We start from the raw sequence: 23,797 nt of genomic DNA, 5'->3' as shown, positions 1-23,797 counted from the left end.
GGGGCTCGGTGAAGATGACGCCCTCAGTGCCTCGGTGCCTCAGTGGTCACACGCTAGAGGGGGTACGGCGGCCAGCGCTTCTCGATTCCTGATCCGCTCCTGATCCGCTCGTGATCCGCCGAAATCGGAACGGAACCGTCCGGGCGAATCCGTGTCGGCCCGCGGTGTCCGGGTACGCGGTCGGCACCCCCTGAGGATCTGGAGGGAGACATGCAGCGAGGCAGCGACCGGATGAGCGTCCACCGCGACGACGAGATGAAGCACGAACTGCAGGGTCTGCTCAGGTCCGGGCACCCCACCCGCAGCGAGGAGTGGAACGACCCGGAACCGGCCGCCGAGGACGACCCGGACGTCACCTACGGACCGGTGACACCGGGCCGCGGGCCGACGTACCTGGAGGCCCTCCGGCTCGACCTGGCCCGGAACCTGACCCGGGGCAGCTTCCCCGCGGGACCGCGGGAACTGACCCGCACGCTGCGCCGCGGCAACGCGCCGGACGCCCTCGTCGAGGGCCTGGACCGGCTGCCGCACAAGGCGCGCTACGACAACGTCCAGGAACTGGCGGTGGCCCTGACCGAGCACAGCCGGTCCGGTCCTCCCGGGCCGCAGAGCGCGTAGGACCGGCCGAAACCACACACGCGCCGGGAAAGGAATCCGAACCCCATGCGCATCGCTTTTCTCACCGCGCCCGAGGGCGTCGAACAGGTCGAACTGACCGAGCCGTGGAAGGCGGCGAAGGACGCGGGCCACGAGCCCGTACTGGTCTCCACGCGGGCCGGCGAGATCCAGGGCTTCGACCACCTCGACAAGGCGGACACGTTCCCGGTCGACGAGGTGGTGGGTGACACGTCCGCCGACTCGTTCGGCGGCCTGGTCCTGCCCGGCGGCGTGGCGAACCCGGACTTCCTGCGGACCGACGAGAAGGCCGTGGCGTTCGTCCGGGACTTCTTCGAGCAGGGCCTGCCGGTGGCCGCCATCTGTCACGCGCCGTGGACGCTGGTCGAGGCGGACGTCGTGCGCGGCCGGACCATGACCTCCTGGCCCAGTCTCCGCACCGACCTGCGCAACGCGGGCGCCACCTGGGTCGACGAACAGGTGAAGGTCTGCGACCACGGCGACAACGTCCTGATCACCAGCCGCAAGCCGGACGACCTCCAGGCGTTCTGCGAGACGTATCTCGCGGAGTTCGCCAAGGCGGGCGAGGGCGGCTGAGACTCGGCCGCCCTCAGCCGCCCTCAGCCCCTTCAGCCGCCGGGGGCGGCGGCCTGGCCGCAGCCCCGTTCCCGGGCGCCCTCACGGGTGCGGCCCGGGGCGACGCTGCGCCGGGGGTTGCGGCGCAGCCACTCGCCCTCCAGCCGTGCCATGCGGTCGTTGTGGGCCCGCAGTGCGTCGTTCGACGCGTACAGCAGGGTGTCGTGGCGCGTGCGGTGGATGGTCTCCAGCTCTTTCATGAGCTGCTGGTCGTCCAAGCGGCCCGGGTCCACACCGGTCACGGTGTCCTCCCGCGTGTCGTGTTCGTTCATGCGGTCCGGGTACCCGCCCCCGCAGCACTACCACCCCCGAGCGGCACCCGGGAGGGCAGCCACATGGATCTCGCGTTTCTGCACCCCCTCTACGAACATCAGGGACCCTGGGCCTCCGTGTACGTCGACCTGTCCCGGCACACGGAGAACACCCCCCACGAACGTGAGCTGACGGCCGCCGCGGTAGCGCGGGAGCTGGCGGAGCAGGGCGCGGACGACACCACCTGCCGGGCGGTGCGGGAGGCGGTGGACGAGCTGCGGCACGCCACCGACCCGCACGGGCGGGCCCTGTTCGCGTGTGCCGGACGGGTGGTCCTCGATCCGCCGCTGGCCCGGCCGCCGTACGGCGGGACCACCGCCGACTGGGCTCCGCTGCCGCACGTCACGCCGTTGCTCGACCTGGCCGGCGAGAACCCGGTGTGCGTGGTGGCGTACATCGACCGCAAGGGTGCCGACTTCGAGCTGCGCAGCGCGCTGGGCAGCTCCGACGCGGGCGGCGTGACCGGCAGGCAGTGGCCGGTGCACCGGACGAGCAGCGTGGACTGGTCGGAGCGGCACTTCCAGCTCCGGGTGGAGAACACCTGGGAGCACAACGCGGCGGAGATCGCGGACGCGCTCGCGGTGTGCCAGGAGGAGACGGGCGCGGATCTGCTGATCCTGGTGGGTGACGACCGGGAGCGGCGGTCGGTGCACGAGCGGCTGCCCGGGCGGATCCAGGAGCGGATCGCGGAGGCCTCGCGCGGTGCCGGCAGCCGGCTGCTGGACGACGAGGTGGAGAGGCTGCGCGACGACCACGTGCGCTCGCGGGCGCGGGAGGACCTGGACCGGTTCCTGGCCGCCAGGTCGCCGGACGACGAGGGCCGGGCCGGCGCGGCGGAGGGCGTGCCCGCGCTGGTCGAGGCCGCCCGGGAGCACCGCATCGACGAGCTGCTGATCATCCCGGACGGCCCCGACACGCATCGCGAGGTGTGGATCGGCGAGGACGCCGACCAGTTGGCGGTGCGCCGTACGGAGCTGAAGACGCTCGGCGAGCAGAACTCCTGGTCGGCACGGGCGGACGACGCCCTGCTGCGCTCGGCGGTGATGACCGGCGCCCCGGCGATCTCGGTGACCGCGGCACTGCCCGCGAAGGCCGCCGAAAAGTCACCGGTGGGCGGCCTGGGCGCACTGCTGCGCTGGAAGTGACCGCCGACCCCCGGCACGGCCGAACAGACCGGAGACCGGCCCGGCCCCCCGGACAGGCCGGGGCCCAGCCGGACAAGCCGGGGACCACCCGGACAGGCTGGGGCCCAGCCCGGATAGGCCGGGTATAGGCCGGGCACAGGCCCGCAGCGTCCGGACAAGAACGACGACATCCCCGCACAGGCCGGGACAGGCGGGGACAGCCCCTGACCGGCCGGACAGACCGACGACATCCCCGCATCAGCCGGACAGCTCGACGACACCCCGGACAGGCCGAGGCAGCCCAGACCGGCCGGACAGACCGACGACATCCCCGCATCGGCCGGACAGGCCGAGGACCGGCCCAGACCGGCCGGACAGGCCGGGTACAGCCCCGGACCGGCCGGGCAGGCCCCAGGCCGGCCGGGCCGGACCTCAGCGGACCCGCTCCACCCGCCGTTCGTCCGGCCGGACAGGCCGACGACAACCCCGGACCGGCCGGACAGGGCCGAGGACAGACGGAGGCAGCCCCAGACCGGCCGGACAGGTCGGGGACAGCCCCGGATCGGTCGGGGACAGGCCCCAGGCCGGCCGGGGCGGGCCTCAGCGGACTCGCTCCACCCGCCGTTCGTCCCAGACCGGCTCCGGTGTCTCGCGGACGCGTCCGTCGCTGCCGAAGACCAGGTACCGGTCGAAGGAGCGGGCGAACCAGCGGTCGTGGGTGACCGCTAGGACGGTGCCCTCGAAGCCCTCCAGGCCCTCCTGGAGGGCTTCGGCCGATTCCAGGTCCAGGTTGTCGGTCGGCTCGTCGAGCAGCAGGGCGGTGACGCCCTGGAGTTCGAGCAGCAGGATCTGGAAGCGGGCCTGCTGGCCGCCCGAGAGCCGCTCGAAGCCCTGCTCGGCCTGCTGGGTCAGCTCGTAGCGGCGCAGCCGGGACATGGCGGCTCCCCGGTCCTGGGCGTGCTCGGTCCACAGGATGTCCAGGAGGGTGCGGCCCAGCAGTTCGGGGTGGGCGTGGGTCTGCGCGAAGTGTCCGGGCACCACGCGCGCCCCGAGATTCCAGTTCCCCGTGTGCGTCACGTCGTCCCCGGCCAGCAGCCGCAGGAAGTGCGACTTGCCGGAGCCGTTGGAGCCGAGGACGGCGACCCGTTCGCCGTAGAAGACCTCCAGGTCGAAGGGTTTCATCAGGCCGGTGAGTTCCAGCCCTGCGCAGGTGACGGCGCGGACGCCGGTGCGCCCGCCCTTCAGGCGCATCCTGATGTCCTGCTCGCGCGGCGGCTCGGGCGGCGGTCCGGCCTCCTCGAACTTGCGCAGCCTCGTCTGGGCGGCGCGGTAGCGGGAGGCCATGTCCGGGCTGTTCTCAGCGGCCTGACGCAGCGCCAGTACCAGCTTCTTGAGCTGTGCGTGCTTCTCGTCCCAGCGGCGCCGCAGTTCCTCGAAGCGGGCGAAGCGCTCGCGGCGGGCCTCGTGGAAAGTGGTGAAGCCGCCGCCGTGCACCCACGCGTCGGCGCCCGCGGGTCCTGGCTCGACGGAGACGAGTTTCTGGGCGACGCGGGCGAGGAGTTCCCGGTCGTGGGAGACGAACAGCACGGTCTTGCGGGTCTCGGCGAGCCGCTCCTCCAGCCAGCGCTTGCCGGGTACGTCGAGGTAGTTGTCCGGCTCGTCGAGCAGCAGCACCTCGTCGGTGCCGCGCAGCAGCGCCTCCAGGACGAGGCGTTTCTGCTCGCCGCCGGAGAGCGTGCTCACCCGCCGCCACTGGGCGCTCTCGTAGGAGATGCCCAGCGCGGCCGTGGTGCAGATGTCCCACAGCGTCTCGGCCTCGTACCCGCGCGCCTCGGCCCAGTCGGAGAGTGCCTGCGCGTACTCCAGTTGGGCGGCCTCGTCGTCGACCGTCATGATCGCGTGCTCGGCGGCGTCGACGGCGCGGGCGGCCTCGCGGATCCGGGGCGGCGCGACGGACACCAGCAGGTCGCGCACGGTCGTCTCGTCCCGGACGGAGCCGACGAACTGGCGCATCACACCGAGGCCGCCGCCGACGGTGACGCTCCCGCCGTGCGGTTTCAGCTCCCCGGCCAGGAGGCGGAGCAGGGTGGTCTTGCCCGCCCCGTTGGGCCCGACGAGGGCCACGACGGCCCCCTCCCCCACACGGAAGGAGACGTCGCCGAGCAGCGCTCTCCCGTCGGGGAGGTGGTACTCCAGGTGCGCGGCTTCGAGGTGACCCATGAGACCGGATTCTGCGGCCCCGGCCGCGCTCCGGGCAAACCCATTTCGGCCGCCCCGCGGCGACCCGCGGCACGTGGGGCGCGCCACCCGCAGGAAACGGCGTCCGCAGGGTAGGCGGGAGCCATGAGCCCCGATGTAGACCTCACCGCCCCGACGCCCGGCCCGCACCCCTTGCGCAACACCTTCCTGCGCCTGGACCAGCGTGCTTTCGAGGCCGTCGCCGCCCGCACCTGGCCCGGCGCCGACCCTCTGCTGCCCCGGCTGAGCCGCGGCGCCAACCACGGGGTGCTGTGGTTCGCGGCGGCCGCCGCCCTGGCCGCTTCGCGCACCCCCAGGGCCCGGCGCGCGGCCGCCCGTGGACTCGCCTCGCTGGGCCTGGCCTCGCTGACGATCAACACCCTCGGCAAGCGCTCGGTGCGCCGGCCCCGTCCCGTGCTGGACCCGGTTCCGCTGGTGCGGCAGTTGAAGCGACAGCCGATCACGACGTCCTTCCCGTCCGGGCACGCCGCGTCGGCGGCCGCGTTCGCGACCGGCGTCGCGCTGGAGTCCCCGGCGTGGGGCGCGGCGGTGGCCCCGGTGGCCGCCGCGGTCGCCCTGTCCCGGGTCTACACCGGCGTCCACTTCCCGAGCGACGTGCTGGCCGGTGCGGCCCTCGGGGCGGGGGCCGCGTTCGCCGTACGGGGCCTGGTGCCGACGCGTGCCCAGCACACTCCGCCGGCCCGGCCGCTCGCGGAGGTGCCGGCGCTGCCCGGGGGTGAGGGTCTGGTCATGGTGGCCAACGTCGGCTCCGGCACCTCGGACCGGGTGCGGGCGCTGTGCGACGCGCTGCCCGACGCGGAGGTGGTGGAGTGCGAGCCGGGTGACGTCCGGGCGGAGCTGGAGAAGGCGGCGGGCCACGCCCGGGTGCTCGGCGTGTGCGGCGGCGACGGCACCGTGAACGCCGCGGCCGAGATCGCGCTGCGCCACGGGCTGCCGCTGGCGGTACTGCCCGGCGGCACGCTCAACCACTTCGCCTACGACCTGGGGGTGGAGGACGTACGGGACCTGTGCGGGGCGCTGGAGCGGGGCGAGGGGGTGCGGGTGGACGTGGGCCGGTTCGCCTCCGGCGGGCGGCGCGGTGTCTTCCTGAACACCTTCAGCCTCGGTGTGTACCCGGAGCTGGTCAACGAGCGGGAGCGGTGGTCGTCCCGGATCGGCGGCTGGCCGGCCGGGGTGGTGGCGGCCGTGCGGGTGCTGCGTGCCGACCGGCATCCGCTGGAGGCGGAGGTACGCGGCCGCAGGCGCCCGCTGTGGATGCTGTTCGCGGGCAACGGCACGTACCACCGCAGGGGTCTCGCCTCGGGGCGCCGGCTCGACCTGGCGGACGGGCAGTTGGACGTACGGGTGGTGCACGGGGGCCGTCGGCCGGCCGTGCGGCTGCTGTCCGCGGCCCTCGCGGGTCCGCTGACCCGCTCCCCCGCCCACGCGGCGGTGCAGGTGCCCCGGCTGCGCCTGTCGGGGATCGCGCCGGGGACGCTGATGGCGTTCGACGGTGAGCTGACCGAGACGGAGGGCGATCTGACGCTGGAGAAGCTGCCCGAGGCGCTCACGGTGTACCGGCCGCTGCCCGGCGGCAGCCTGCTCTCCTGACAGGCGACCGGTCCACATAGTAAAACGCCTATCTCAGCATGCGGTTCACGGGCGTACCGTGATCACCCTGTCGGGAGAATCCGGAGAAGGGGATCCACCATGCCCAAGCCGCACGAGACCGCGGTCTACACGCACGGCCACCACGAGTCGGTGCTCCGCTCGCACACCTGGCGCACGGCCGAGAACTCCGCCGCCTACCTGCTCGGGTCCCTGCGCCCCCACATGCGGATCCTGGACATCGGCTGCGGCCCCGGCACCATCACCGCGGACCTGGCGGAACTGGTTGTGGACGGCCACGTCACCGGTGTGGACCGGTCGCCGGAGATCGTGGAGCGGGCCAGGGCGACGGCCGCCGGACGCGGGCTCGGCAACACCGACTTCGCGGTGGCCGACGTGCACGCGCTGGACTACCCGGACGACACGTTCTGCGTGGTCCACGCCCACCAGGTGCTCCAGCACGTGGGCGACCCCGTACGGGCGCTGCGCGAGATGCGGCGGGTCGCCCGGCCGAACGGGATCATCGCCGTCCGCGATTCCGACTACGGCGCCATGACCTGGTACCCCGCGTCCCCTGGCATGGACGACTGGCTGGACCTGTACCGCCGGGTGGCCCGCGCCAACGGCGGCGAACCGGACGCCGGACGCCGGCTGAAGGCCTGGGCCCTGGAGGCGGGGTGCACGGACATCACGGCGACCTCCGCGACCTGGACCTTCACCACCCCCGAGGAACGGGTGTGGTGGAGCGGCCTGTGGGCGGACCGCACCCTGGCGTCGGCGTACGCGGAGCGCGCCACCGAGGGCGGCCACGCGACGGCGGAGCAGTTGCGGGCCGTCTCGGCGGCCTGGCGGGAGTGGGGAAAGCGGCCGGAAGGCTGGTTCAGCGTCCTGCACGGAGAGATTCTGTGCCGAAAGGAAGCGTGACCCGGGAGGGTCACTCCCGGGGCAGCAGCGGTCCCAGCGGCCCGAGGTCCAGGTTCAGGTCCTCGGGCCGCAGTCCGTACCGGTCGCGCAGTTCGGTCATGCGGTCGTCGAGGAGCATCAGGGTGAGCCCGATCCGCTCCTCCTGCTCCTCGCTCAGGTCACCCTCGTCGACGCGGCGCAGCGCCTGGCGTTCCATGAGCTGGCGCAGCAGCTCGACGACCGTCAGGACCAGTTTGATCAGGTCGCGCTCGACCGTGTCGGGATCGAGGTCGAGGCGCTTGCGGGGCTCGGAATGTTCACTCACGTCAGTCCCCGAACGGCGATGGAACGTTGCGGTTGACCGAGCTGATCAGCGCGTTGAGGTCGATGCGGACCAGGTCGACGTCGGCGATGCGCAGCGTGACGTCGCCGGTGATGACGACTCCGCCGGCCAGCAGCCGGTCGAGCAGGTCCACGAGCGCGATCTCCCGGCGTTCGACGACGGTCATGATCCCTCCCCCGTGTCGTTCCCGCCGGCGGTCTCCTCGCCGGGGGTCTCCTCGCCCGCGGTCTCCTCGCCGGCGAAGGAATAGGCCGCCCACGGGCCGGTGAGTTCGACGCGGATTCCGGGGGCGTCGTCCTTCGTCCGGTCCACCATTTCGACGAATTCCTCGGACGCGTCGCGGAGTACCAGATAGGCGGCATTGAGGACGTTCCGTCCGGCGGCACCGGAAAGGCGGGGATTCTGGGGTGCGTGCAGCCGTGCGTCGTCGGCCCGGCCGGACAGCGTTCCGTGCAGGCCCGTGGCGAACTCCTCCGCCCTGCTCCACAGGTCGTCGTCGGCCCGGGACTGCCGGCGCCGCTGCCGCAGGTAGTCCCGGCCCGAGGCGGGCTTCGGCGCGGGCTGCGCCGGTGCGGCCGCCTGCTCGGGCTCCGCCTCGACGTACACCTTCACGCCCCACTCCACCCGCCCGTCCAGCCGGTCGAGCGTGCGCCGGAAGGCGCTCTCGCGCTCCTCCAGCATCACGCGTACGCCGCTGTCGTCCCGGAAGACGGTGGCCAGCCGGAGCGGCAGCGGGGTGGTGACGGCGGTGAGCGCGTCGACCACCTGCTGGTGGGCGCGGGCGGTGACGGTCAGCCAGTCCAGGTCCTCCAGGTGGGCGCGCAGCGCCTCCTCGCCGAAGTCGGCCTCGGGCACATGGCTGACGACGGCGACCAGGTCGCCGTGCGGCAGCAGCCGGGGCGGGTCGCCCGCCACCCCCGCGAGCTGGGCCTGGAGGGCCGCGTCGAAGGGACGGCAGACGGCGTAGACGTAGCGCAGTCCGGTCACGGTGCCTCCCTCGGTACGCGGCCCGGATCCAGCTCTCGCAGGCGTTCACGCAACTCGGCGTTCTCCCTCGTCAGTTCATCGCGCCGGGCGCGCGAGGACAGTGCGGGGTCGCTCTCCCACCAGTCGATGCCCATCTCCCTGGCCTTGTCCACGGAGGCGACGACGAGCCGCAGCTTGATGGTCAGCAACTCGATGTCGAGCAGGTTGATCTTGATGTCGCCCGCGATGACGACACCCTTGTCGAGCACCCGCTCCAGGATGTCGGCGAGGTTGGCGCTCTGTCCCTGGCCGTAGGGATCGGGCAGCCGGCTGGGGGTGGTCATCGACGGCTCCCGCCCTCGGCGTCCTCGTACTCGCCCTCCGGCTCCTCCTCGTACTCGGCCTCCGGCTCTTCTTCGTAACCGCCCTCGGGCTCTTCTTCGGGCTCCCCCTCGGGTTCCTCCTCGTACTCGCCCTCGGGCTCCTCTTCGTACTCGGCGTCCGCGTCGCCCTCGCCCTCGCCCTCGGGCTCCTGCTCCTGCTCCTGCTCCTGCTCCTGCTCCTGCTGCTCCTCTTCCTCCTCGGCGACCGCGTCCTCGTGACTGCGGACGACCTCGCCGTCGCGGATCTCGCCGCGCCAGCCGTCGTCCGCCTCGCCCTTGAAGGTGATGTGTCGGACGTAGTTCTTCAGGTCGAGCCGGGCCCGGCGGCCCTGGGCGCGCCAGATGTTGCCGGTCTTCTCGAACAGGCCCTTCGGGTAGTACTCGATGACGAGGACCACGCGCGTGAGGCTGTCGGCGAGCTGATGGAAGCTGACGACTCCCTTGGTGGTGCCCTTGGCACCCTCCGACGTCCAGGAGATCCGGTCGTCGGGCACCTGCTCGGTGGTCTTCGCCTTCCAACTGCGGTTGGACCAGAAGACCTTCAACTGCCAGTCGGAGGACGTGTCGTCGGCGCGGTTCGCGCTCTTGACTCCCTTGGCGAAGGTGCTGAAGTCCTGGTACTGGGTCCACTGGTCGTAGGCCGTGCGCAACGGGACGCCGACGTCGACGTACTCGATGATCACGGTCGGCTTCTGACCGCCGCCGCCCTTCTTCCTGCCCTTGCCGCCGGTGAGGTTCTTGAAGGCGCCGACCACGTTGTCCTTCACCTTGCCGGCGCCGACCTCGAACGCGGCCCGCATCGGGCTCTTGCCCTCGGCGAGCTTGCGTCCGCCGTCGAGGGCGAGCTTGGCGAACCCGGGGCTGTTGCCCTCGGCGATGTCGTTCAGCTTGCCGGTGGTCTCGCCGAGCTTGCTGCCGACGCCGGTCAGCAGCCGCGTGGCCTGGGCGGCGAGGTAGTCCTGCACCTCCGCCTTGAGGCGGTCGGCCGCCTCGCTCTGGGCGACGTCGGCGAGGGGGTTCTTCTTCGCGGCCTTTCCTGCGGTGGAGGCCGCGGAACCGAGGGTGTCGCTCATCGCTCACCACCTCCCTTCGACTGCCGGGTACCGGCCGTCTTCTTGCCGGCCGCCTTCTTCGCGGGCTGGGCGCGCTTGGCGGCGGCCTTCTTCGCGGGCGCCTTCTTGACCGCCTTCCGGGCCTCGGGCGGAGCCTTCTTCGCGGGCCGCTCCCGCCGAGGCTCGCGCCGCTCCGGGCGCCGGGTCGCGGGCTCCTCCTCGGGCTCCTCCTCACGCTCGTCCTCGTACTCCGCGTCCTGCTCCACGTCCTGCTCCGAGTCCTCCGAGTGCTCGGAGTCGCGGGAGTGGTCGGAGCCGACGCCGGGCGCCTGGGACGCCACGCCGGAGAGTTGGTCGCGCACCTCGGCGGTGCGCCCGTGCAGGCGGTCGGCGAGCGCTCCGATCTGCCGCTCGACCAGGGCGCCGGAAGCCGCCTTGCCCACGCCCTGGAGGTCGGTGCGCAGTTGATCCCCGATCTCCTTGAACTGGGGGTTGTTCTGCAACTGCGAGGAAGCCAGTTCCGCGATGCCCTTCGGGGTCAGGTTCAGCTTCTTGCCGGCCACCATGGTGCCCACGGCGATCGCGAATTTCAGTTTCTTCGTACGTCCCAGCAGATATCCGGCCCCTATCGCGAGGCCTAGTCCCACTCGATTCATGGCGCCGTCCCGTTGCCCAATCCCGCGCTCGTGCGCGTTGCGATCTCCAGCCGGTCCAGAAGCTCGTCCTCCTGTACGTCGAACTCCTCCTCGGTGATCTCGCCGGCTTCCAACTGCTCTTCCAGGCGGGCGAGTTCGGCCCGGACCGTGGCGGGGTCGTAGTAGATCCGCTCGGCCTCGTTCATCACCTGTCTGATGGCCCAGGCGCTGCCGCGCACCGGTGCGAACGGCAGCAGCAGGACCTCCGAGATCAGTCCCATGCCGTCACCCCGCTCCGGCGTCCGCACCGCCGGCCGCGGTGCCCGCGGGCTCGGCCGGGCCGGGCTCGACGAAGCTGTACGGCGACAGCGGGCCGTTCACCCGCACCTCGAGGTGCGGCATGTCGCCTCGCGCCCGCTCCACGGCGGCGAGGAACTCCTCGGCCGACTCCCGGTTCACGAGGAACGACACGTTGGCCAGCCAGCCGGTGGACTCGGGGCCGACGCTCACGGCGTCGGCGGCCGGTTCCAGAGCACGCTCCAGCGTGGTGGCATCCTCCGCCTCCTTGTCCTTGATCGCGGCCGCGACCATCTCGCCGAGCTGGATCTTGGTCTCGTAACTGCCGCCGCCCGCCTGCCTGTTGGACTCCGCGAGGGCGCGGATCTCGGGGTTCTGGGCCATCACGTGGTGCAGTACGGCTTCTTCGACGTGGTTGGCCTTGATGTTGTACTCGACCCGGCCGTCCAGCGCCCCGAGGCGTTCCCTGTAGTGCTCGGCGCGCTCGGCCAGCACCCCGGTGACCGCCTGGTCGTCCGGGGCCACGCTGCCGAAGCGCATGGGCAGCACACAGCCGTCGGCGCCGATCTGGCTCAGCACGTTCTGGTGGGCGAGCAGTTCCCTGCGCTTGGGGCGCAGTCCCTCGGGCGCGTCACTGACGACGGCCGCCAGTTCGCCCTCCTTCAGGATCCGCACCTCGCGCGGCGGGTCACCGACTCCGCTCGTGCCCTCGGGGAGCGAGGGGTGCGTGGCGGCGGTGATGCCGTAGACGTACGTACTCACTCCTGCTCCTCCTTCCGGCGCGAGGGCGCGGCCTTGCGGGCGCGCGGACGCGATGCCGGCTCGCGCTCACGCTCGGAGCCGCCCTCGTCACGGGACTGCTGGAATGCGTCGGAGATGGTCTCGGCGGCGCCGGACAGCGCCCCCTTGGACTTGCCCTTGGCGCCGGACTCGGTCATCTTCCCGACCAGGTCGGGCAGGCCCGGGTCCTTGCGCGGCCCGGCCTCCAGGTCGAGCCGGTTGCACGCTTCGGCGAAGCGCAGATAGGTGTCCACGCTGGCGACGACGACGCGGACGTCGATCTTCAGGATCTCGATGCCGACCAGGGAGACGCGCACGAATGCGTCGATGACGAGCCCCCTGTCCAGAACAAGCTCGAGCACGTCGTAAAGGCCGCTGCTGCCGCCTCCACCGCCGGTCTGTTGTGCCGGTACGACTGTCATGCCAGCTATTCCTCCGTCTCTTGATTGCGGGTGTGGGTGCGTGTGGGTGTGTTCAGTGGGTCCGGCCGGGGCCGCCTATCGGCCGCCGGAACCGCGTGCGTCGGAGCGGCCGCGCTCATAGCGCCGGACGCGTCGGTAGCCCGTGAGCTGCCCCTCGGAGTCGAGCTGCACCTGGTAGCTCGCCATCAGGCTCATCGTGTCGGGCACCCGCTCGAGCTCGAGAACCTCGACCTCCAGCGCCCAGCCCTCCTCCGTCTGCTCGAAGGACGACACGGACTCGGCGTTCATACCGGTGAGCTCGGCAAGCTGGGCGCGCGCCTCGCGCAGAACCTCCATGGGCTTGGGACGGCGCGCCTCCGGCTCCTGCTCCTGTGAAGTTTGTGACGTATTAGACGTATGAGACGTATGTGGCTTTCGTGAACTCTGTTGCGATTCTTGCGAGTCGGATGTGTTTTTCGTGTTCGTCATGGCCACCTCCCACTCCGTGTGGCCGCATGTGTGTTCGCCAAACCTCACTCGGCCGCGCGGGCCGCTCAGCCGCGCAGGGCGTTCAGCCGCCGCCGTGCGGGGCCCAGGGCCCTGGGGTGGTTCAGGATTCCGGCCCAGGGCCGGGTGCGCGCCTGCTCGACGGCGTCCGCGACGGTCCAGCGGCGGGCGTGCAGGGCGGGGTCGTCCAACTGGTCCCAGGAGATGGGCGTGGCCACGGGCGCGCCGGGGCGGGCGCGGACCGTGAAGGGGGCGACGGCGGTCTGGGCGTAGGCGTTGCGCTGGATGTCGAGGTAGAGCCGGTCGCCCCGGTCCTTCTTGCGGGCGGCGGTGGTGAGCCGCTCCGGATGGGCCGCGGCCAGCGCGTCGGCGACGGCGCGCGCGAACTCCCGTACGTCGTCGAAGCCTTGGTGGCCGTTCAGCGGAACGACGACGTGCAGCCCCCGGGAACCGGTGGTCATCAGGGCCGAGGGCAGCTTCAGCTCGTCGAGCAGCTCGCCCAGCAGCCGGGCGGCCGTCCGGACGGCTTCGAAGTCGTCTCCGGCCGGATCGAGGTCGAAGACCATGCGGTCCGGCCGGTCGACCCGCCCGGTCCGGGACAGCCAGCGATGCAGGGTGAGTGCGGCCTGGTCGGCGAGGTAGACGAGGGTGGCGGAGTCGTCGCAGACGGTGTGGCAGACGGTGCCGCCCTCCTTGCCGACCTCGACGCGGCTGATCCACTCCGGGTAGTGGTCCGGGGTGTTCTTCTGCATGAACCGCGGCCCGTCGACCCCGTCCGGGTGCCGCTCCAGCATCAGCGGGCGGCCCCGCAGATGCGGCAGCATGAACGGGGCGACGGCACGGTGGTAGTCGACGAGATCGCCCTTGGTGTACTCCCGCGCGCCCGCGCCGCCGCCGTCACCGTCACCGTCACCGGCTGGGAACAGCACCTTGTCCGGCCGGTGGACCTCCACCGTGTGCCGGCCGGCCCGCACGGCGCGTACGGTCCGTGCGGGCTCACCGCTCCTGCTCACGAAACGATCGCCTGCTCCACGAGCATCAGTACGGCCGCCTCGATGGACGCGGCGTCGATCCCCGCCGCGTGCAGTTCCTCCGCCGGGGTCGCCGAGCCGGGCATCGTCCCGACGGCGAGCCGTACCAGCCGGGGCACGGGCCGCCCGTCGCAGAACGCGTCCATGACGGCGTCACCGATGCCGCCCTCCTGACGGTGGTCCTCGACGGTCACCAGACAGCCGGTGTCCTCGGCGGCCTCGCGCAGCGTCGCCCGGTCGACGGGCTTGACCGAGTACAGGTCGATCACCCGGACCGGGATGCCGTCCCCGGCCAGGACGTCGGCCGCGGCGAGCGCCTCGTGCAGGGTGACGCCGGCCGCGACGACGGTGAGGCGGTCGCGGTCGGAGGAGCGCAGCACTTTGCTGCCGCCGACGGGGAACTCCTCGTCGGGGCTGTAGATCACCTTGCTCTCGCCGCGCGAGGTGCGCAGGTAGCGGATGCCCTCCAGGCCGGCCATCTCGGCGACGAGGCGGGCGGTCTGGTTGGCGTCGCACGGGTACAGCACGGTCGAGCCGTGGATGGTCCGCATCATCGAGAGGTCCTCCAGGCCCATCTGGCTGGGCCCGTCCTGGCCGATGGCGACGCCCGCGTGGGAGCCGACGAGGTTGATGCCGGCACCGCTGACCGCGGCCATGCGCACGAAGTCGTACGCGCGGGTCAGGAAGGCCGCGAACGTGGTGGCGAACGGCACCCAGCCGCGCGCCGCCATCCCCACCGCGCCGGCGACCATCTGCTGCTCGGCGATGTAGCACTCGAAGTAGCGCTCGGGGTGTTCCTTGGCGAAGAACTCGGCCCGCGTGGAGTCGCCGACCTCGCCGTCGAGGGCGACGACGTCGCCGCGGGCGGTGCCGAGCGCGGCGAGCGCCTCTCCGAAGGCGTTGCGGGTGGCGACCTCGTCGCCCTTGTCGTAGCGGGGCAGCTCGGTCTGTCCGGTACCCGTCGAGTGCGGTGCCCGTGCGGAGTGGGGCTCGTGCACCCGGACCCGGAGGTCGCGCGGACCACCGAGTTCGGCGACGGCCTCCTCGGGCTCGGGCAGCGGCTTGCCGTGCTGTCCCTCGCGGTCCTCCACGGCCCGCACGCCCTTGCCCTTGAGGGTGCGGGCGATGATCGCGGTGGGCTGGCCCTTGGTGGACCGGGCCTCGCCGTAGGCGCGGTCGACGGCGTCCACGTCGTGGCCGTCGACCTCGATCGTGTGCCACTCGAAGGCCCGGAAACGGCGCGCGTACGCGTCGAGGTCGTGGCCGTGCCGGGTGGGGCCGCGCTGGCCGAGCCGGTTGACGTCGACGATCACGGTGAGGTTGTCGAGGTGCTCGTACCCGGCGTGCTCGGCCGCCTCCCACACCGATCCCTCGGCCATCTCGCTGTCGCCGCACAGCACCCACACGCGGTAGTCGGTGTGCTCCAGACGCTTGCCGGACAGCGCGATGCCGACGCCGACGGGCAGCCCCTGTCCGAGCGAACCGGTGGCCGTCTCGACCCACGGCAGCCGCTGCGGTGTCGGGTGCCCCTCCAGGCGGCTGCCCTGCTTGCGGAAGGTGAGCAGTTCCTCGTCGTCGATGGCGCCGGCCGCCTTGTAGGCGGAGTAGAGCAGCGGCGAGGCGTGCCCCTTGGACAGTACGAAGCGGTCGTTGCCGGGGTGGGCGAGGTGCTGGAAGTCGTAGCGGAGGTGGTTGGCCAGGAGTACGGCCATCAGGTCCGCGGCGGACATCGACGACGTCGGGTGCCCGGAGCCGGCGGCGGCGGCCGCCCGTACGCTGTCGACGCGCAGTTGCTGTCCGAGGTCGACGAGTTCACCGGTGTTCATGAGTCTCCTTCCACGGCACGGCCGTCGGTGCGTTTGACGGGGCCGGGGGCGATGTCGGGTCCGGGGGGCGGCTGGTTCGCCGGGGGTTCGGGGCCGGGATCGGCGGGCGCGCCCGCGGACCGGCTCGGTCCGGACGGGGCGGCGGGTCGTTTCCCACCGGAGGCCCGGGAAGGCTTGTCCGGCTTGCCGGAACCGCGGGCAGGGCGCGGTCCGGCGGCTTCGACGGCGCGGCGGGGCTTGCCGGAGGCCCGGGGCGAACCGGACGGACTCCTCCGCACACGCTCCCCGCCCGGCTGCTTCTTGACCGGCTCCCCGCCCCGCTGATTCCTCGCGGGCTCCCCGCCCGGCTGCTTCTTCGCGGGCTCAGGGCCCGGTTGGTTCTTCGCGGGCTCACCGCCAGGCTGGCTCCTTGCGGGCTCAGGGCGCGGCTGATTCTTCGCGGGCTCACGGCCCGGCCGGCTCCTCGCCGACTCCCCGCGCGGCTCACCGCCGGGGTGCTGGCCGGAGGGTCCGGAATCCTGCCCGGTCCGACCCGGCCGCTCCGGCCGCCCCGGCCGCTCTGACCGATCCGGCCGCCCCGGTACGCGTGCGACCTCGGGTGACGACGACTCCAACGGCACGGACCAGGACCGTACGAGGCCCAACTGGACGGCCTGGCGGGGCAGTACCGCGTCGAGCAGCCAGTCCGCGGCGACCCGGACGCGGTTGCCCGGCATCGCCGCGAGGTGGTAGCCGCGGGTGACGGCGCCGGCGGCCGGGCCGGACATCGGCACACCCAGCGGGTTGGCGGCGGCCTTCGCGCCGCCCAGGTCCACGACGAACCCCATGTCACGGTGGCGGTAGGCGCGCCGCTCGCCGACGCCGAGCGACGCGGCGACGTTGTGGGCGCAGACCTTGCCGTGCCGCCAGGCGTGCTGCGCGGTCATCGGCGTGTACTGGCCCGGTTGGTTCAGGTCGGGCACGGCCGCCACGTCACCGCAGGCGAACAACCCGGGTCGGCCCGGCACCTGGAGGTGGGGGTCGACGAGCAGCCTGCCGCGTTCCGTGGGCAGCCCGAGCGACTCCACCAGCGGGTCGGGCCGCACGCCCACGCACCACACCAGCGTGCGGGTGTCGACGGTCGACCCGTCGGTCAGCAGGACCCCGTCGTGGGTGGCCTCCTTCACGGAGGTGCCCATCCGCACGTCGACGCCCCGCTGCCGCAGGACCCGCTCGGCGGTGCGGGAGAGCCGTTCGTCCATCTCCGGCATGACGCGGGGCGCCACGTCCAGCAGCATCCAGCGGGGCCGCATGCCGGTACGCATCGGGTGCCTGCGGACCTGCGCGTCGGTGTACATCGCGCCGTGCGCGGCGACCTCGGTGCCGGTGTAGCCCGCGCCGACCACGACGAACGTGCAGCGAGCGGCGCACTCCGCGCGGTCGCCGGCTGCGGCGGCGAGCTCCACCTGCCGGGTCACGTGGTCGCGCAGATAGAGCGCCTCCGGCAGCCCGCGGAAGCCGTGGGCGTGCTCGGCGACGCCGGGGACGGGCAGCAGTTTGTTGACGCTGCCCGCGGCGAGCACCAGCCGGTCGAAGGGCAGCGTGCCCTCCTCGCCCTCCGGGCCGGTGTAGTGCACGGTGTGCCCGTCGAGGTCGATGCCGTCGGCCTCCCCGAGGACCAGTCTGACGTGCGGCAGCGTGCCCGACAGCGAGACGCTGACCCGGCGCGGTTCCAGGATCCCGGCGGCGACCTGGGGCAGCAGGGGCAGGTAGAGGAAGTAGTCGGTCGGGTTGAGCAGGGTGATGTCGGCCTGGTGCCGGGTGAGCCGGGACAGGGTGCGGGCCGTCCGGTACCCGGCGAAGCCGGCACCGACGATCACGATGCGGGGTCGGCTCACGGTTCGCCTCCGGGCTGTCGCGTACCTCGTGGGCCTTCCGCGTCCCCTCGGCCGGGGCACCCAAACGTCCGCGAGGAAGCCGCGACGCCGCCGGTTTTCCCCCCGGCGCCCGGGTACTCGGCCCCGGTCTCAACCGCTCCTTGTCCGGAGGCACCCCCTCATGCCCGAGTACGGCTACTTCCTCTCGTGCGAGCAGTACGGTCCCGCGGAGCTGATCGAGCAGGCCCGGATGGCCGAGCAGGCCGGATTCCAGGCACTGTGGATCTCCGACCACTACCACCCCTGGAACGGCGAGCAGGGACAGAGCCCGTTCGTGTGGTCGGTGATCGGCGCGCTGTCGGACGCGGTGTCCCTGCCCGTGGAGACGGCGGTGACCTGCCCGACGCTGCGCATCCACCCGGCGGTGGTGGCCCAGGCCGCGGCGACCAGCGCGGTGATGACCGACGGCCGTTTCCGGCTGGGCGTCGGCACCGGCGAGGCGCTGAACGAGCACATCTTCGGCGACGCCTGGCCGGCCGCGCACGTACGGCTGGAGATGCTGGAGGAGGCCATCCTCGTCATGCGCCGGCTGCTCACCGGGGAGGAGGTCAACCACCACGGCACCCACTACACGGTGGAGAACGCCCGCCTGTACACCGTCCCCGACGAGCCCGTCCCGATCGACATCTCGGGCTTCGGCCCGGCGGCGACCAAGCTGGCGGCCCGGGTGGGCGACGGCTACATCACGATGATGCCGGACACCTCGATGGTGGAGCAGTACCGCAAGGGCGGGGGTGGCGGGAAGCTGGTCAGCGGGGGCACGAAGGTCTGCTACGACGCCGACAAGGACGCGGCGGTGCGGACCGTGCACCGGCTGTGGGCCAACGAGCTGCTGCCGGGCGAGCTGGGCCAGGTGCTGCCCTCCCCGGCCCACTTCGAGCAGGCGCAGACCCTGGTCACCGAGGACATGGTCCGCGGCAACCGGGTGTGCGGCGACGACGTGGACGAGCACGTGGCGGAACTGAAGCAGTTCGCCGACGCCGGCTTCGACCGGGTCTACGTCAACCAGATCGGTCCTGACCTGCGCGGCTTCTTCGACCTCTACCGCACCAAGGTGCTGCCGCAGCTCCAGGAGAGCGCCTGACGCGGTCGGCCGGTCCGGTCAGCCGCGGTCGCGGCCGCGGTCGCGGTCGTTCCGTGTCTCGGGGTTGATGTCGTCCTGGCGCGGCGCCGCCGGTCCGGTGCCGCCCGGGGCCGGGGTGCCCGCGCCGGGGGCGCCGGTCGCGCCTCCCACGCCGCCGGGCGCGACGGGCGGCATCGGCGGGTACGGCACACCGAGGGCGTGCTCGTGGCCGCCGTCGTGGGCGGACCCGGGCCCCGAGGGGTGGGGCCGGGCGGCGCGGCGCAGCAGTTGGGCCGCGCCGCCCAGGAGGGCGGCGGTGATCAGTGCGGCGGCCCAGGCCGGCAGGGCGAGGGCGAGGGCCAGGCCCACGGTGAGCGCCACGGCGGCGCCCGCGTACAGGGCGGCGGCGCCGGACGCGGCGTACAGCGTGGCCTTGCGGCGCTGCTTGCGGGTCTGCTCGCGCAGCTCGTCGCGCACGGTCTCGCGTGCCACCTGCGTCAGTTCGTCTACCAGTCGCCTGTCCAGATGCTCCAGATGTTCCAGGTGATCGATGCGGTCCATGCCGTGCGGGTACCCGGTGGGCGAACTTCCATGGCCGGACCGCGAGTCCGACCCGGCGCACGCCAACTAGGCTCGTCACCATGGACATTCTGGGAGCCACACTGCGCGTCTACGTCGATGACCTGGACAAGGCGATCCCCTTCTACGAAGGTCTGGCCGGCGGTCCGGCCATGCGTTTCGAACGCGGCGGCGTCGAAGTCGCCGCGATCGGCTGCTTCCTGCTGATGAGCGGACCCGAGTCCCAGCTCGAGGTGTTGCGCAAGGTCGCCGCGACGATCGCCGTGACGGACGTCGAGGAGACCCAGCGCGTCCTCACCTCGTTGGGCGCGGACGTCATCGCCGGACCCGTCCCGACGCCCGTGGGCCGCAACCTGATCGCCCGGCACCCGGACGGGGCGATCTACGAGTATGTGGACCGGAGGGCGTAGCGGCGGGCCGGGCGGGTTCACCTCCCGTCCGGTCGCATCCGGAAGTCGTGCCGGGCCGGGAGCGGTGCGTCGCTCAGCCGCGCCCACAGCAGGCCGATGCTCTCGGCGCCCTCGCGGAGGTCGGCGACCTCGAAGCCCTCGTCGAAAAGAGCCCGCGCCTGTTCGCGCCGGCCCTCGGCGGCGAGCAGTTCCCCCTCGGTCAGCCGGAACCGGCCGCGGGCCCGGGTCGCGGGATCGAGCCGCTCCCACACGGCACGGGCGTCCGCCGTGCGCCGGACCCTGAGCAGCGCCTCGATCGTCTCCCGGCCGAGTGCGGCGGCGACGGCCGTCCACCGGGCGTCCCCGCCCGCCCCGTCCGGCCGGCGTGCGCACAGGTCGTCGAAGGCCTCCGTGTACTGGTCGGCGGCCCGCTCGTGGTGGCCGCCCTCCTGGTCGGCGACGGCGAGGCAGCGCAGCAGCGGCCAGCGGTCGGCGGCGGTTTTGAGGCCGCGCTCCCAACTGCGCACCGCCTGCGCGCGGTCGTCGCCGTGCCACTGGGCGACGCCGAGGTGGTATTCGGCGACCGGGGTGGCGGCCGTGGTCTCGAGCATGTCCCGCCAGGGCCGGGCGACCAGCGTCCCGCCGGGCGGCTCGTGGTGTTCCGGCTCGGGCAGCGCCCCGGCGCGCAGCAGACGCAGCCACGGCTGCTGCTCGTCCTGGAGGGTGTCCTCGTCGAAGGGTGTGCCGGGCAGCTTCCAGCCCGCGCGCAGCACTTCGAGCGCGCCCCAGCCCGATCCGGTGGCCAGGCGTTCGCCGGGCTCGGCGTCGGCGCACGCACGCCAGGCGTCGTACGCCGCGTCGACGTCGGCCCGCGGCAGGGCGGTCTCCAGCCGGTCCTCCGCCCCGCGCAGTACGGTGTGCCAGTCGTCGCCGTCGGGCGAGGCGTCGAGCGGCCCGTACGCCTCCAGCCAGGACACTTCGCTCTCGGCCTCCAACTGGACGTGTTCCAGTTGGGTGCGGACGAGGCCGGCCTGGATCTCGCAGTAGCCGCCGGTGCCGGGCTCGGTGAGCCACTCCTGCCAGCGGCGCCCGCCGGGCCCGGTGCCCCACACGAAGAGTTTGCGGCCCCGCAGTACGTCGGTCGAGGTCTGCACCAGCCCGTGCCCGTGCTCGTCGAGCGCGGCGATCCAACGGCGCCGGTCGTCCGGCACCTCGTAGAAGTAGTCGGTGAGCCACTCCTGCCAGCGGCGCCCGCCGGGCCCGGTGCCCCACACGAAGAGTTTGCGGCCCCGCAGTACGTCGGTCGAGGTCTGCACCAGCCCGTGCCCGTGCTCGTCGAGCGCGGCGATCCAACGGCGCCGGTCGTCCGGCACCTCGTAGAAGTAGTCGGCGGCGTAGGTGCTGTTGAGCGGGTAGGTCCGGTCGACGCCGTCGTACGACGGGACGGGCACGCTGCGCAGGCGCCGCTCGTAGCCGAAGTGCCAGGCCTCGTCGGCGGGGGCGAGGACTCGGCGGTCCTCGGGCACGGCGATGTTGGACCACCAGTACGTGGGCACCGGGCGCTCGTGCGGGTTGCGGATCCGGGCGCCGACGTACAGGAAGTCGGAGCCCTCGGGCAGCCACAGGTCGACCTGGAAGGGGAGGTCGCGCAGCCGCTCCCACTCCCACAGGCGCAGCATCTGACCGCCGTCGGGGGCGGGTACGCGGGCGGCGTGCACGGGTGAGCAGGAGAGGGTGGTGTGGCCGGTGGCGCCGATGTTCCACTCGATGCCGCCGGAGAACCAGGCCCCGTTGAGGGCGAAGTTGGCGGGCTGGAAGACCGGGTTGACGTAGAGGAGCTCGCGGTCGGTCGGCTTGTGGTGGAGGGAGGCGATGCGGCCTCCCAGGGCCGGCAGGACGGTGGCCCGCAGCCGGTCGTTCTCGATGACGAGTGCCTCGAGACCGCGGGGTTCGCGCCCGCGGTCGTAGCCGTCCCGGACCTGTACGGGCAGCAGGCCGCGCAGTGGCTCGTAGTCGACCTGGCGGGCCATGTCGCGCGGCAGGCCGGCCCGGTCCCGCTCGTCGATGCGGTGGGCCTCGTCCAGGGGGCGCAGCGGCGGCAGGGGGTTGTCCGCTCCCAGCCGCGCGGCGGGCAGGGTCAGTACCTCACGTCGGATCGTCGTCACGGTTCCCCATGGAAGCCGCTCACCGGTGCGGTGAACAGGGGCGCCGCGGGTCGCGTCGCGCGACGTCGCTCACGTTTAAATCCCTGGGCGCCGGGTCGGCGGCCGCATAGAGTCGGGCGGTCGGCGTGCGTACGAAGGAGTGGCATTGAGCGAGCAGCACACTTACCGGGTGATCGTCCGGGGTACCTGGGACGGCCTGACCGAGGATGCCCGTGCCCGGCTGCTCGCCGAGGCCGGCGACCACGGGATGGCGAGCATGCGGTTCACGGAGGAGGGTTCGCTGTCGTACGAGCCCGCGCCGCTGAAGCACTTCTCGATGCGCTACGTGGTGGTGTCGGACGCGGCGGACGGCGAGGAGATGGCGGGCGCGATCGCGGAGGACCGGGCCGAGGGCACGCTGCGCGGGCTCGGCCACGGCTTTCGCGATCTCAGGTCGACCGTGACGGACCTGGACACGATGAAGGTCAACCGGAAGTCACGGTCTCGGCGGTGATCGCCCAGCGCTGGTGGTCGCGCCAGGCGCCGTCGATGTAGAGCATCCTCGGCGAGAAGCCCTCCAGGTGGAAGCCGCAGGCGCGGGCCAGCGCGATCGAGGCGGCGTTGCCCGGCTGGACGTTGATCTCCAGCCGGTGCAGGCGCATCGGCCCGAACGCGTGCCGCACCACGAGGCCCAGGCCCTCGCGCATCAGCCCGCGGCCCGCCGCGTGCGCGAAGGCGCCGTAGCCGAGCGCGCCGCTGAGGAAGCCGCCCTCGACGATGTTGTTGATGTTCACGAACCCGGCGATGGAGCCGCCGCCGGATACACCGTCCGCCCCGTCCATCCCGGCTGCCCCGGCCGCATCGTCCGCTCCGTCGGCGGCCTGTTCGCACACCAGGAATCCGGCCTTGGTGCGGTCCTCGATCAGCCGGGCCGCGTAGGCCTCGTACGCCTGGACGCTGTCCGGCGGGAAGAGCCAGGGGTGGTGCAGGTCCTTGCTCTCCCGGGCCCGGGCGGTGAACTCGGCGGCGTCCGCGTAGGTGAAGTGCCGGATGCCCACGCGCGGGCCCTGCGCGAGGTGACGGGACGGGGTGTGCGGCATGGAGGTCAGCCTACGACGGTCAGCGCAGCGCGGGCCGCTCCAGCGTCAGGATGCCCGCGTCCGCGTCGAGTTCCGCTCCCACGCCGAACGGCATGGTCAGCGCCCCCTCGCAGTGCCCGAACCCGAAGTTCTCGACGACCGGCACGCCGAGGCCGCCGAGCCGGTCGGCCAGCATCGGCCGCAGCCGCTCGTAGGACTCGCACTCCTTCCAGGACCCGAGCAGTACGCCGCGGACCCCGTCGAGCCATCCGGCGCGCAGCAACTGCGTGAGGTAGCGGTCGATGCGGTACGTCTCCTCCCCCACGTCCTCCAGGCAGAGCAGTCCGCCGCGCGCGGAGGGTCTGGCGTGCGGGGTGCCCAGTTCGGCGGCGAGCAGGGCGAGGCAGCCGCCGAGGGTGACGCCCCGTGCCCGGCCTGGGACCAGCGGCGTGGCGTCGGACGACGCGATCACGCGGACCGTCTCCGGGGCGAACAGGGTGGCTCTCAGGTGTTCCTGTGCCCGCGCGTTCTTGATGAAGTCGATCCCCGCGGCCATCGGTCCGTGCAGGGTGACCAGGCCGAGGCGGGTGGCGAACGCCTCGTGCAGCGCGGTGATGTCGCTGAAGCCGACGAACACCTTGGGCCCGGCCGCGCGCATCGCCTCCCAGTCGAGCAGGTCCGTCATGCGCTGGGCGCCGTACCCGCCGCGGGCGCACAGCACCGCGTCCACGGCCGGGTCGCACCAGGCGGCCTGGAGGTCGGCGGCGCGGTCGGTGTCACGGCCCGCGAGGTAGGCGAAGGTGCCGTGGCGGTCCAGGACGTGCGGCGCCACCACGGGGTCGAGGTCCCAGCCGCGCAGGACGTCGAGGCCGGCCTGGAGCCGCTCCTCGGGCACGGGCCCGCTGGGCGCGACGACGGCCACCCGGGCGCCGGGGGCGAGCCGGGCCGGCCGGGTCGCTTCTCCCACCCG

At 72.8% G+C, this 23,797-nt stretch carries 27 protein-coding genes; 8 read left to right on the top strand and 19 right to left on the bottom strand.

The genetic code is table 11. From position 1 onward, the window contains the following. Window positions 1-210 precede the first annotated feature (210 nt). Together KUM40_RS14540 and KUM40_RS14535 are read left to right on the top strand one after the other, a co-directional pair. Window positions 211-618 (top strand): DUF2795 domain-containing protein, encoded by a 408-nt coding sequence (locus tag KUM40_RS14540; RefSeq protein WP_217166341.1) that lies wholly within the window; start codon window positions 211-213, stop codon window positions 616-618. A gap of 45 nt (window positions 619-663) precedes the next feature. Next, window positions 664-1,212 (top strand): type 1 glutamine amidotransferase domain-containing protein, encoded by a 549-nt coding sequence (locus KUM40_RS14535; RefSeq protein ID WP_217166339.1) that lies wholly within the window; start codon window positions 664-666, stop codon window positions 1,210-1,212. Window positions 1,213-1,244: 32 nt separating this feature from the next. Here the strand turns inward: KUM40_RS14535 and KUM40_RS14530 are convergent, their stop codons facing one another. Beyond that, entirely contained in the window at window positions 1,245-1,523 is a 279-nt protein-coding gene (locus tag KUM40_RS14530) for a DUF6158 family protein (RefSeq protein WP_217166338.1), read from the bottom strand. A gap of 63 nt (window positions 1,524-1,586) precedes the next feature. Between KUM40_RS14530 and KUM40_RS14525 the strand changes: the two genes are divergently transcribed. Next, window positions 1,587-2,708 carry a Vms1/Ankzf1 family peptidyl-tRNA hydrolase gene (locus KUM40_RS14525; protein WP_217166336.1) on the top strand — a complete coding sequence of 374 codons (1,122 nt, stop codon included), beginning with the start codon at window positions 1,587-1,589 and terminating at the stop codon, window positions 2,706-2,708. 579 nt (window positions 2,709-3,287) lie between these two features. Here KUM40_RS14525 and KUM40_RS14520 read toward each other — a convergent pair. Then, window positions 3,288-4,907, bottom strand: coding sequence for an ABC-F family ATP-binding cassette domain-containing protein (locus tag KUM40_RS14520; protein ID WP_217166335.1), 1,620 nt, complete (start codon window positions 4,905-4,907; stop codon window positions 3,288-3,290). 123 nt (window positions 4,908-5,030) lie between these two features. Here KUM40_RS14520 and KUM40_RS14515 point away from each other — a divergent pair, with 123 nt between their 5' ends. Both KUM40_RS14515 and KUM40_RS14510 read left to right on the top strand, forming a co-directional pair. Continuing rightward, a complete protein-coding gene (locus KUM40_RS14515) occupies window positions 5,031-6,536 on the top strand; it encodes a bifunctional phosphatase PAP2/diacylglycerol kinase family protein (protein WP_217166333.1) in 1,506 nt (501 codons plus the stop codon). A 99-nt stretch (window positions 6,537-6,635) separates the two neighbouring features. Continuing rightward, window positions 6,636-7,457, top strand: a complete 822-nt coding sequence (locus KUM40_RS14510; protein ID WP_217166331.1) for a class I SAM-dependent methyltransferase — start codon at window positions 6,636-6,638, stop codon at window positions 7,455-7,457. A gap of 10 nt (window positions 7,458-7,467) precedes the next feature. Here the strand turns inward: KUM40_RS14510 and KUM40_RS14505 are convergent, their stop codons facing one another. From KUM40_RS14505 to KUM40_RS14445, 13 genes are all read right to left on the bottom strand, one after another. Further along, the gene (locus KUM40_RS14505) at window positions 7,468-7,761 is read right to left on the bottom strand and encodes a gas vesicle protein K (protein ID WP_217166330.1); all 294 of its coding nucleotides are present in this window, start codon (window positions 7,759-7,761) and stop codon (window positions 7,468-7,470) included. A 1-nt stretch (window position 7,762) separates the two neighbouring features. Further along, the gene (locus tag KUM40_RS14500) at window positions 7,763-7,945 is read right to left on the bottom strand and encodes a gas vesicle protein (protein ID WP_003972471.1); all 183 of its coding nucleotides are present in this window, start codon (window positions 7,943-7,945) and stop codon (window positions 7,763-7,765) included. Further along, window positions 7,942-8,766: a GvpL/GvpF family gas vesicle protein gene (locus tag KUM40_RS14495; protein WP_217166328.1), complete on the bottom strand. Its 825-nt coding sequence runs from the start codon at window positions 8,764-8,766 to the stop codon at window positions 7,942-7,944. The genes KUM40_RS14500 and KUM40_RS14495 overlap by 4 nt, the downstream gene beginning before the upstream one ends. Next, window positions 8,763-9,089 (bottom strand): gas vesicle protein, encoded by a 327-nt coding sequence (locus KUM40_RS14490; RefSeq protein WP_217166327.1) that lies wholly within the window; start codon window positions 9,087-9,089, stop codon window positions 8,763-8,765. Before KUM40_RS14490 ends, KUM40_RS14495 begins: the two co-directional genes overlap by 4 nt. Then, window positions 9,086-10,201 (bottom strand): SRPBCC family protein, encoded by a 1,116-nt coding sequence (locus KUM40_RS14485; protein WP_217166325.1) that lies wholly within the window; start codon window positions 10,199-10,201, stop codon window positions 9,086-9,088. The genes KUM40_RS14490 and KUM40_RS14485 overlap by 4 nt, the downstream gene beginning before the upstream one ends. Next, on the bottom strand, window positions 10,198-10,836 hold the full coding sequence (locus KUM40_RS14480) for a DNA primase (protein ID WP_217166324.1): 639 nt from the start codon (window positions 10,834-10,836) through the stop codon (window positions 10,198-10,200). The genes KUM40_RS14485 and KUM40_RS14480 overlap by 4 nt, the downstream gene beginning before the upstream one ends. After that, window positions 10,833-11,096: a gas vesicle protein GvpG gene (locus KUM40_RS14475; RefSeq protein WP_217166323.1), complete on the bottom strand. Its 264-nt coding sequence runs from the start codon at window positions 11,094-11,096 to the stop codon at window positions 10,833-10,835. The genes KUM40_RS14480 and KUM40_RS14475 overlap by 4 nt, the downstream gene beginning before the upstream one ends. A gap of 4 nt (window positions 11,097-11,100) precedes the next feature. Further along, a complete protein-coding gene (locus KUM40_RS14470) occupies window positions 11,101-11,874 on the bottom strand; it encodes a GvpL/GvpF family gas vesicle protein (RefSeq protein ID WP_217166321.1) in 774 nt (257 codons plus the stop codon). Then, window positions 11,871-12,314, bottom strand: a complete 444-nt coding sequence (locus KUM40_RS14465; protein WP_217166320.1) for a gas vesicle structural protein GvpA — start codon at window positions 12,312-12,314, stop codon at window positions 11,871-11,873. The genes KUM40_RS14470 and KUM40_RS14465 overlap by 4 nt, the downstream gene beginning before the upstream one ends. Window positions 12,315-12,389: 75 nt before the next feature. Continuing rightward, on the bottom strand, window positions 12,390-12,782 hold the full coding sequence (locus KUM40_RS14460; protein ID WP_217166318.1) for a gas vesicle protein: 393 nt from the start codon (window positions 12,780-12,782) through the stop codon (window positions 12,390-12,392). Between the two features lie 65 nt (window positions 12,783-12,847). Continuing rightward, a complete protein-coding gene (gene ligD, locus KUM40_RS14455) occupies window positions 12,848-13,774 on the bottom strand; it encodes a non-homologous end-joining DNA ligase (RefSeq protein ID WP_217166483.1) in 927 nt (308 codons plus the stop codon). 35 nt (window positions 13,775-13,809) lie between these two features. Continuing rightward, window positions 13,810-15,657, bottom strand: a complete 1,848-nt coding sequence (locus tag KUM40_RS14450) for a transketolase (protein WP_217166316.1) — start codon at window positions 15,655-15,657, stop codon at window positions 13,810-13,812. Then, entirely contained in the window at window positions 15,654-17,534 is a 1,881-nt protein-coding gene (locus KUM40_RS14445; RefSeq protein WP_217166314.1) for an FAD-dependent oxidoreductase, read from the bottom strand. Before KUM40_RS14445 ends, KUM40_RS14450 begins: the two co-directional genes overlap by 4 nt. Window positions 17,535-17,694: 160 nt before the next feature. Between KUM40_RS14445 and KUM40_RS14440 the strand changes: the two genes are divergently transcribed. Beyond that, a complete protein-coding gene (locus KUM40_RS14440; protein WP_217166313.1) occupies window positions 17,695-18,657 on the top strand; it encodes an LLM class F420-dependent oxidoreductase in 963 nt (320 codons plus the stop codon). Between the two features lie 18 nt (window positions 18,658-18,675). Here KUM40_RS14440 and KUM40_RS14435 read toward each other — a convergent pair whose 3' ends face one another. Then, window positions 18,676-19,188 carry a phage holin family protein gene (locus KUM40_RS14435; RefSeq protein WP_217166482.1) on the bottom strand — a complete coding sequence of 171 codons (513 nt, stop codon included), beginning with the start codon at window positions 19,186-19,188 and terminating at the stop codon, window positions 18,676-18,678. 89 nt (window positions 19,189-19,277) lie between these two features. Here KUM40_RS14435 and KUM40_RS14430 point away from each other — a divergent pair, with 89 nt between their 5' ends. Then, window positions 19,278-19,625 (top strand): VOC family protein, encoded by a 348-nt coding sequence (locus KUM40_RS14430; RefSeq protein ID WP_217166311.1) that lies wholly within the window; start codon window positions 19,278-19,280, stop codon window positions 19,623-19,625. Window positions 19,626-19,642: 17 nt separating this feature from the next. On the opposite strand, the gene KUM40_RS14425 is transcribed toward KUM40_RS14430, so the two are convergent. After that, window positions 19,643-21,769, bottom strand: coding sequence for a DUF5107 domain-containing protein (locus tag KUM40_RS14425; protein ID WP_217166310.1), 2,127 nt, complete (start codon window positions 21,767-21,769; stop codon window positions 19,643-19,645). 145 nt (window positions 21,770-21,914) lie between these two features. On the opposite strand from KUM40_RS14425, the gene KUM40_RS14420 reads away from it, so the two are divergent. Next, on the top strand, window positions 21,915-22,262 hold the full coding sequence (locus tag KUM40_RS14420; protein WP_217166308.1) for a DUF6204 family protein: 348 nt from the start codon (window positions 21,915-21,917) through the stop codon (window positions 22,260-22,262). Here the strand turns inward: KUM40_RS14420 and KUM40_RS14415 are convergent. Both KUM40_RS14415 and KUM40_RS14410 read right to left on the bottom strand, forming a co-directional pair. After that, window positions 22,234-22,848, bottom strand: a complete 615-nt coding sequence (locus tag KUM40_RS14415) for a GNAT family N-acetyltransferase (protein WP_217166307.1) — start codon at window positions 22,846-22,848, stop codon at window positions 22,234-22,236. The two genes, KUM40_RS14420 and KUM40_RS14415, sit on opposite strands and share 29 nt — an antisense overlap. A gap of 19 nt (window positions 22,849-22,867) precedes the next feature. Continuing rightward, complete coding sequence (locus tag KUM40_RS14410) at window positions 22,868-23,794, bottom strand: LD-carboxypeptidase (protein ID WP_217166481.1); 927 nt, start codon at window positions 23,792-23,794, stop codon at window positions 22,868-22,870. Window positions 23,795-23,797: the final 3 nt, after the last annotated feature.

It is taken from the genome of Streptomyces sp. AC512_CC834 (genome assembly GCF_019049325.1).
Taxonomy (GTDB): domain Bacteria; phylum Actinomycetota; class Actinomycetes; order Streptomycetales; family Streptomycetaceae; genus Streptomyces.
The sequence above is the reverse complement of the archived record's forward strand: the minus strand, read 5'-3'. Positions and strand labels throughout refer to the sequence as shown.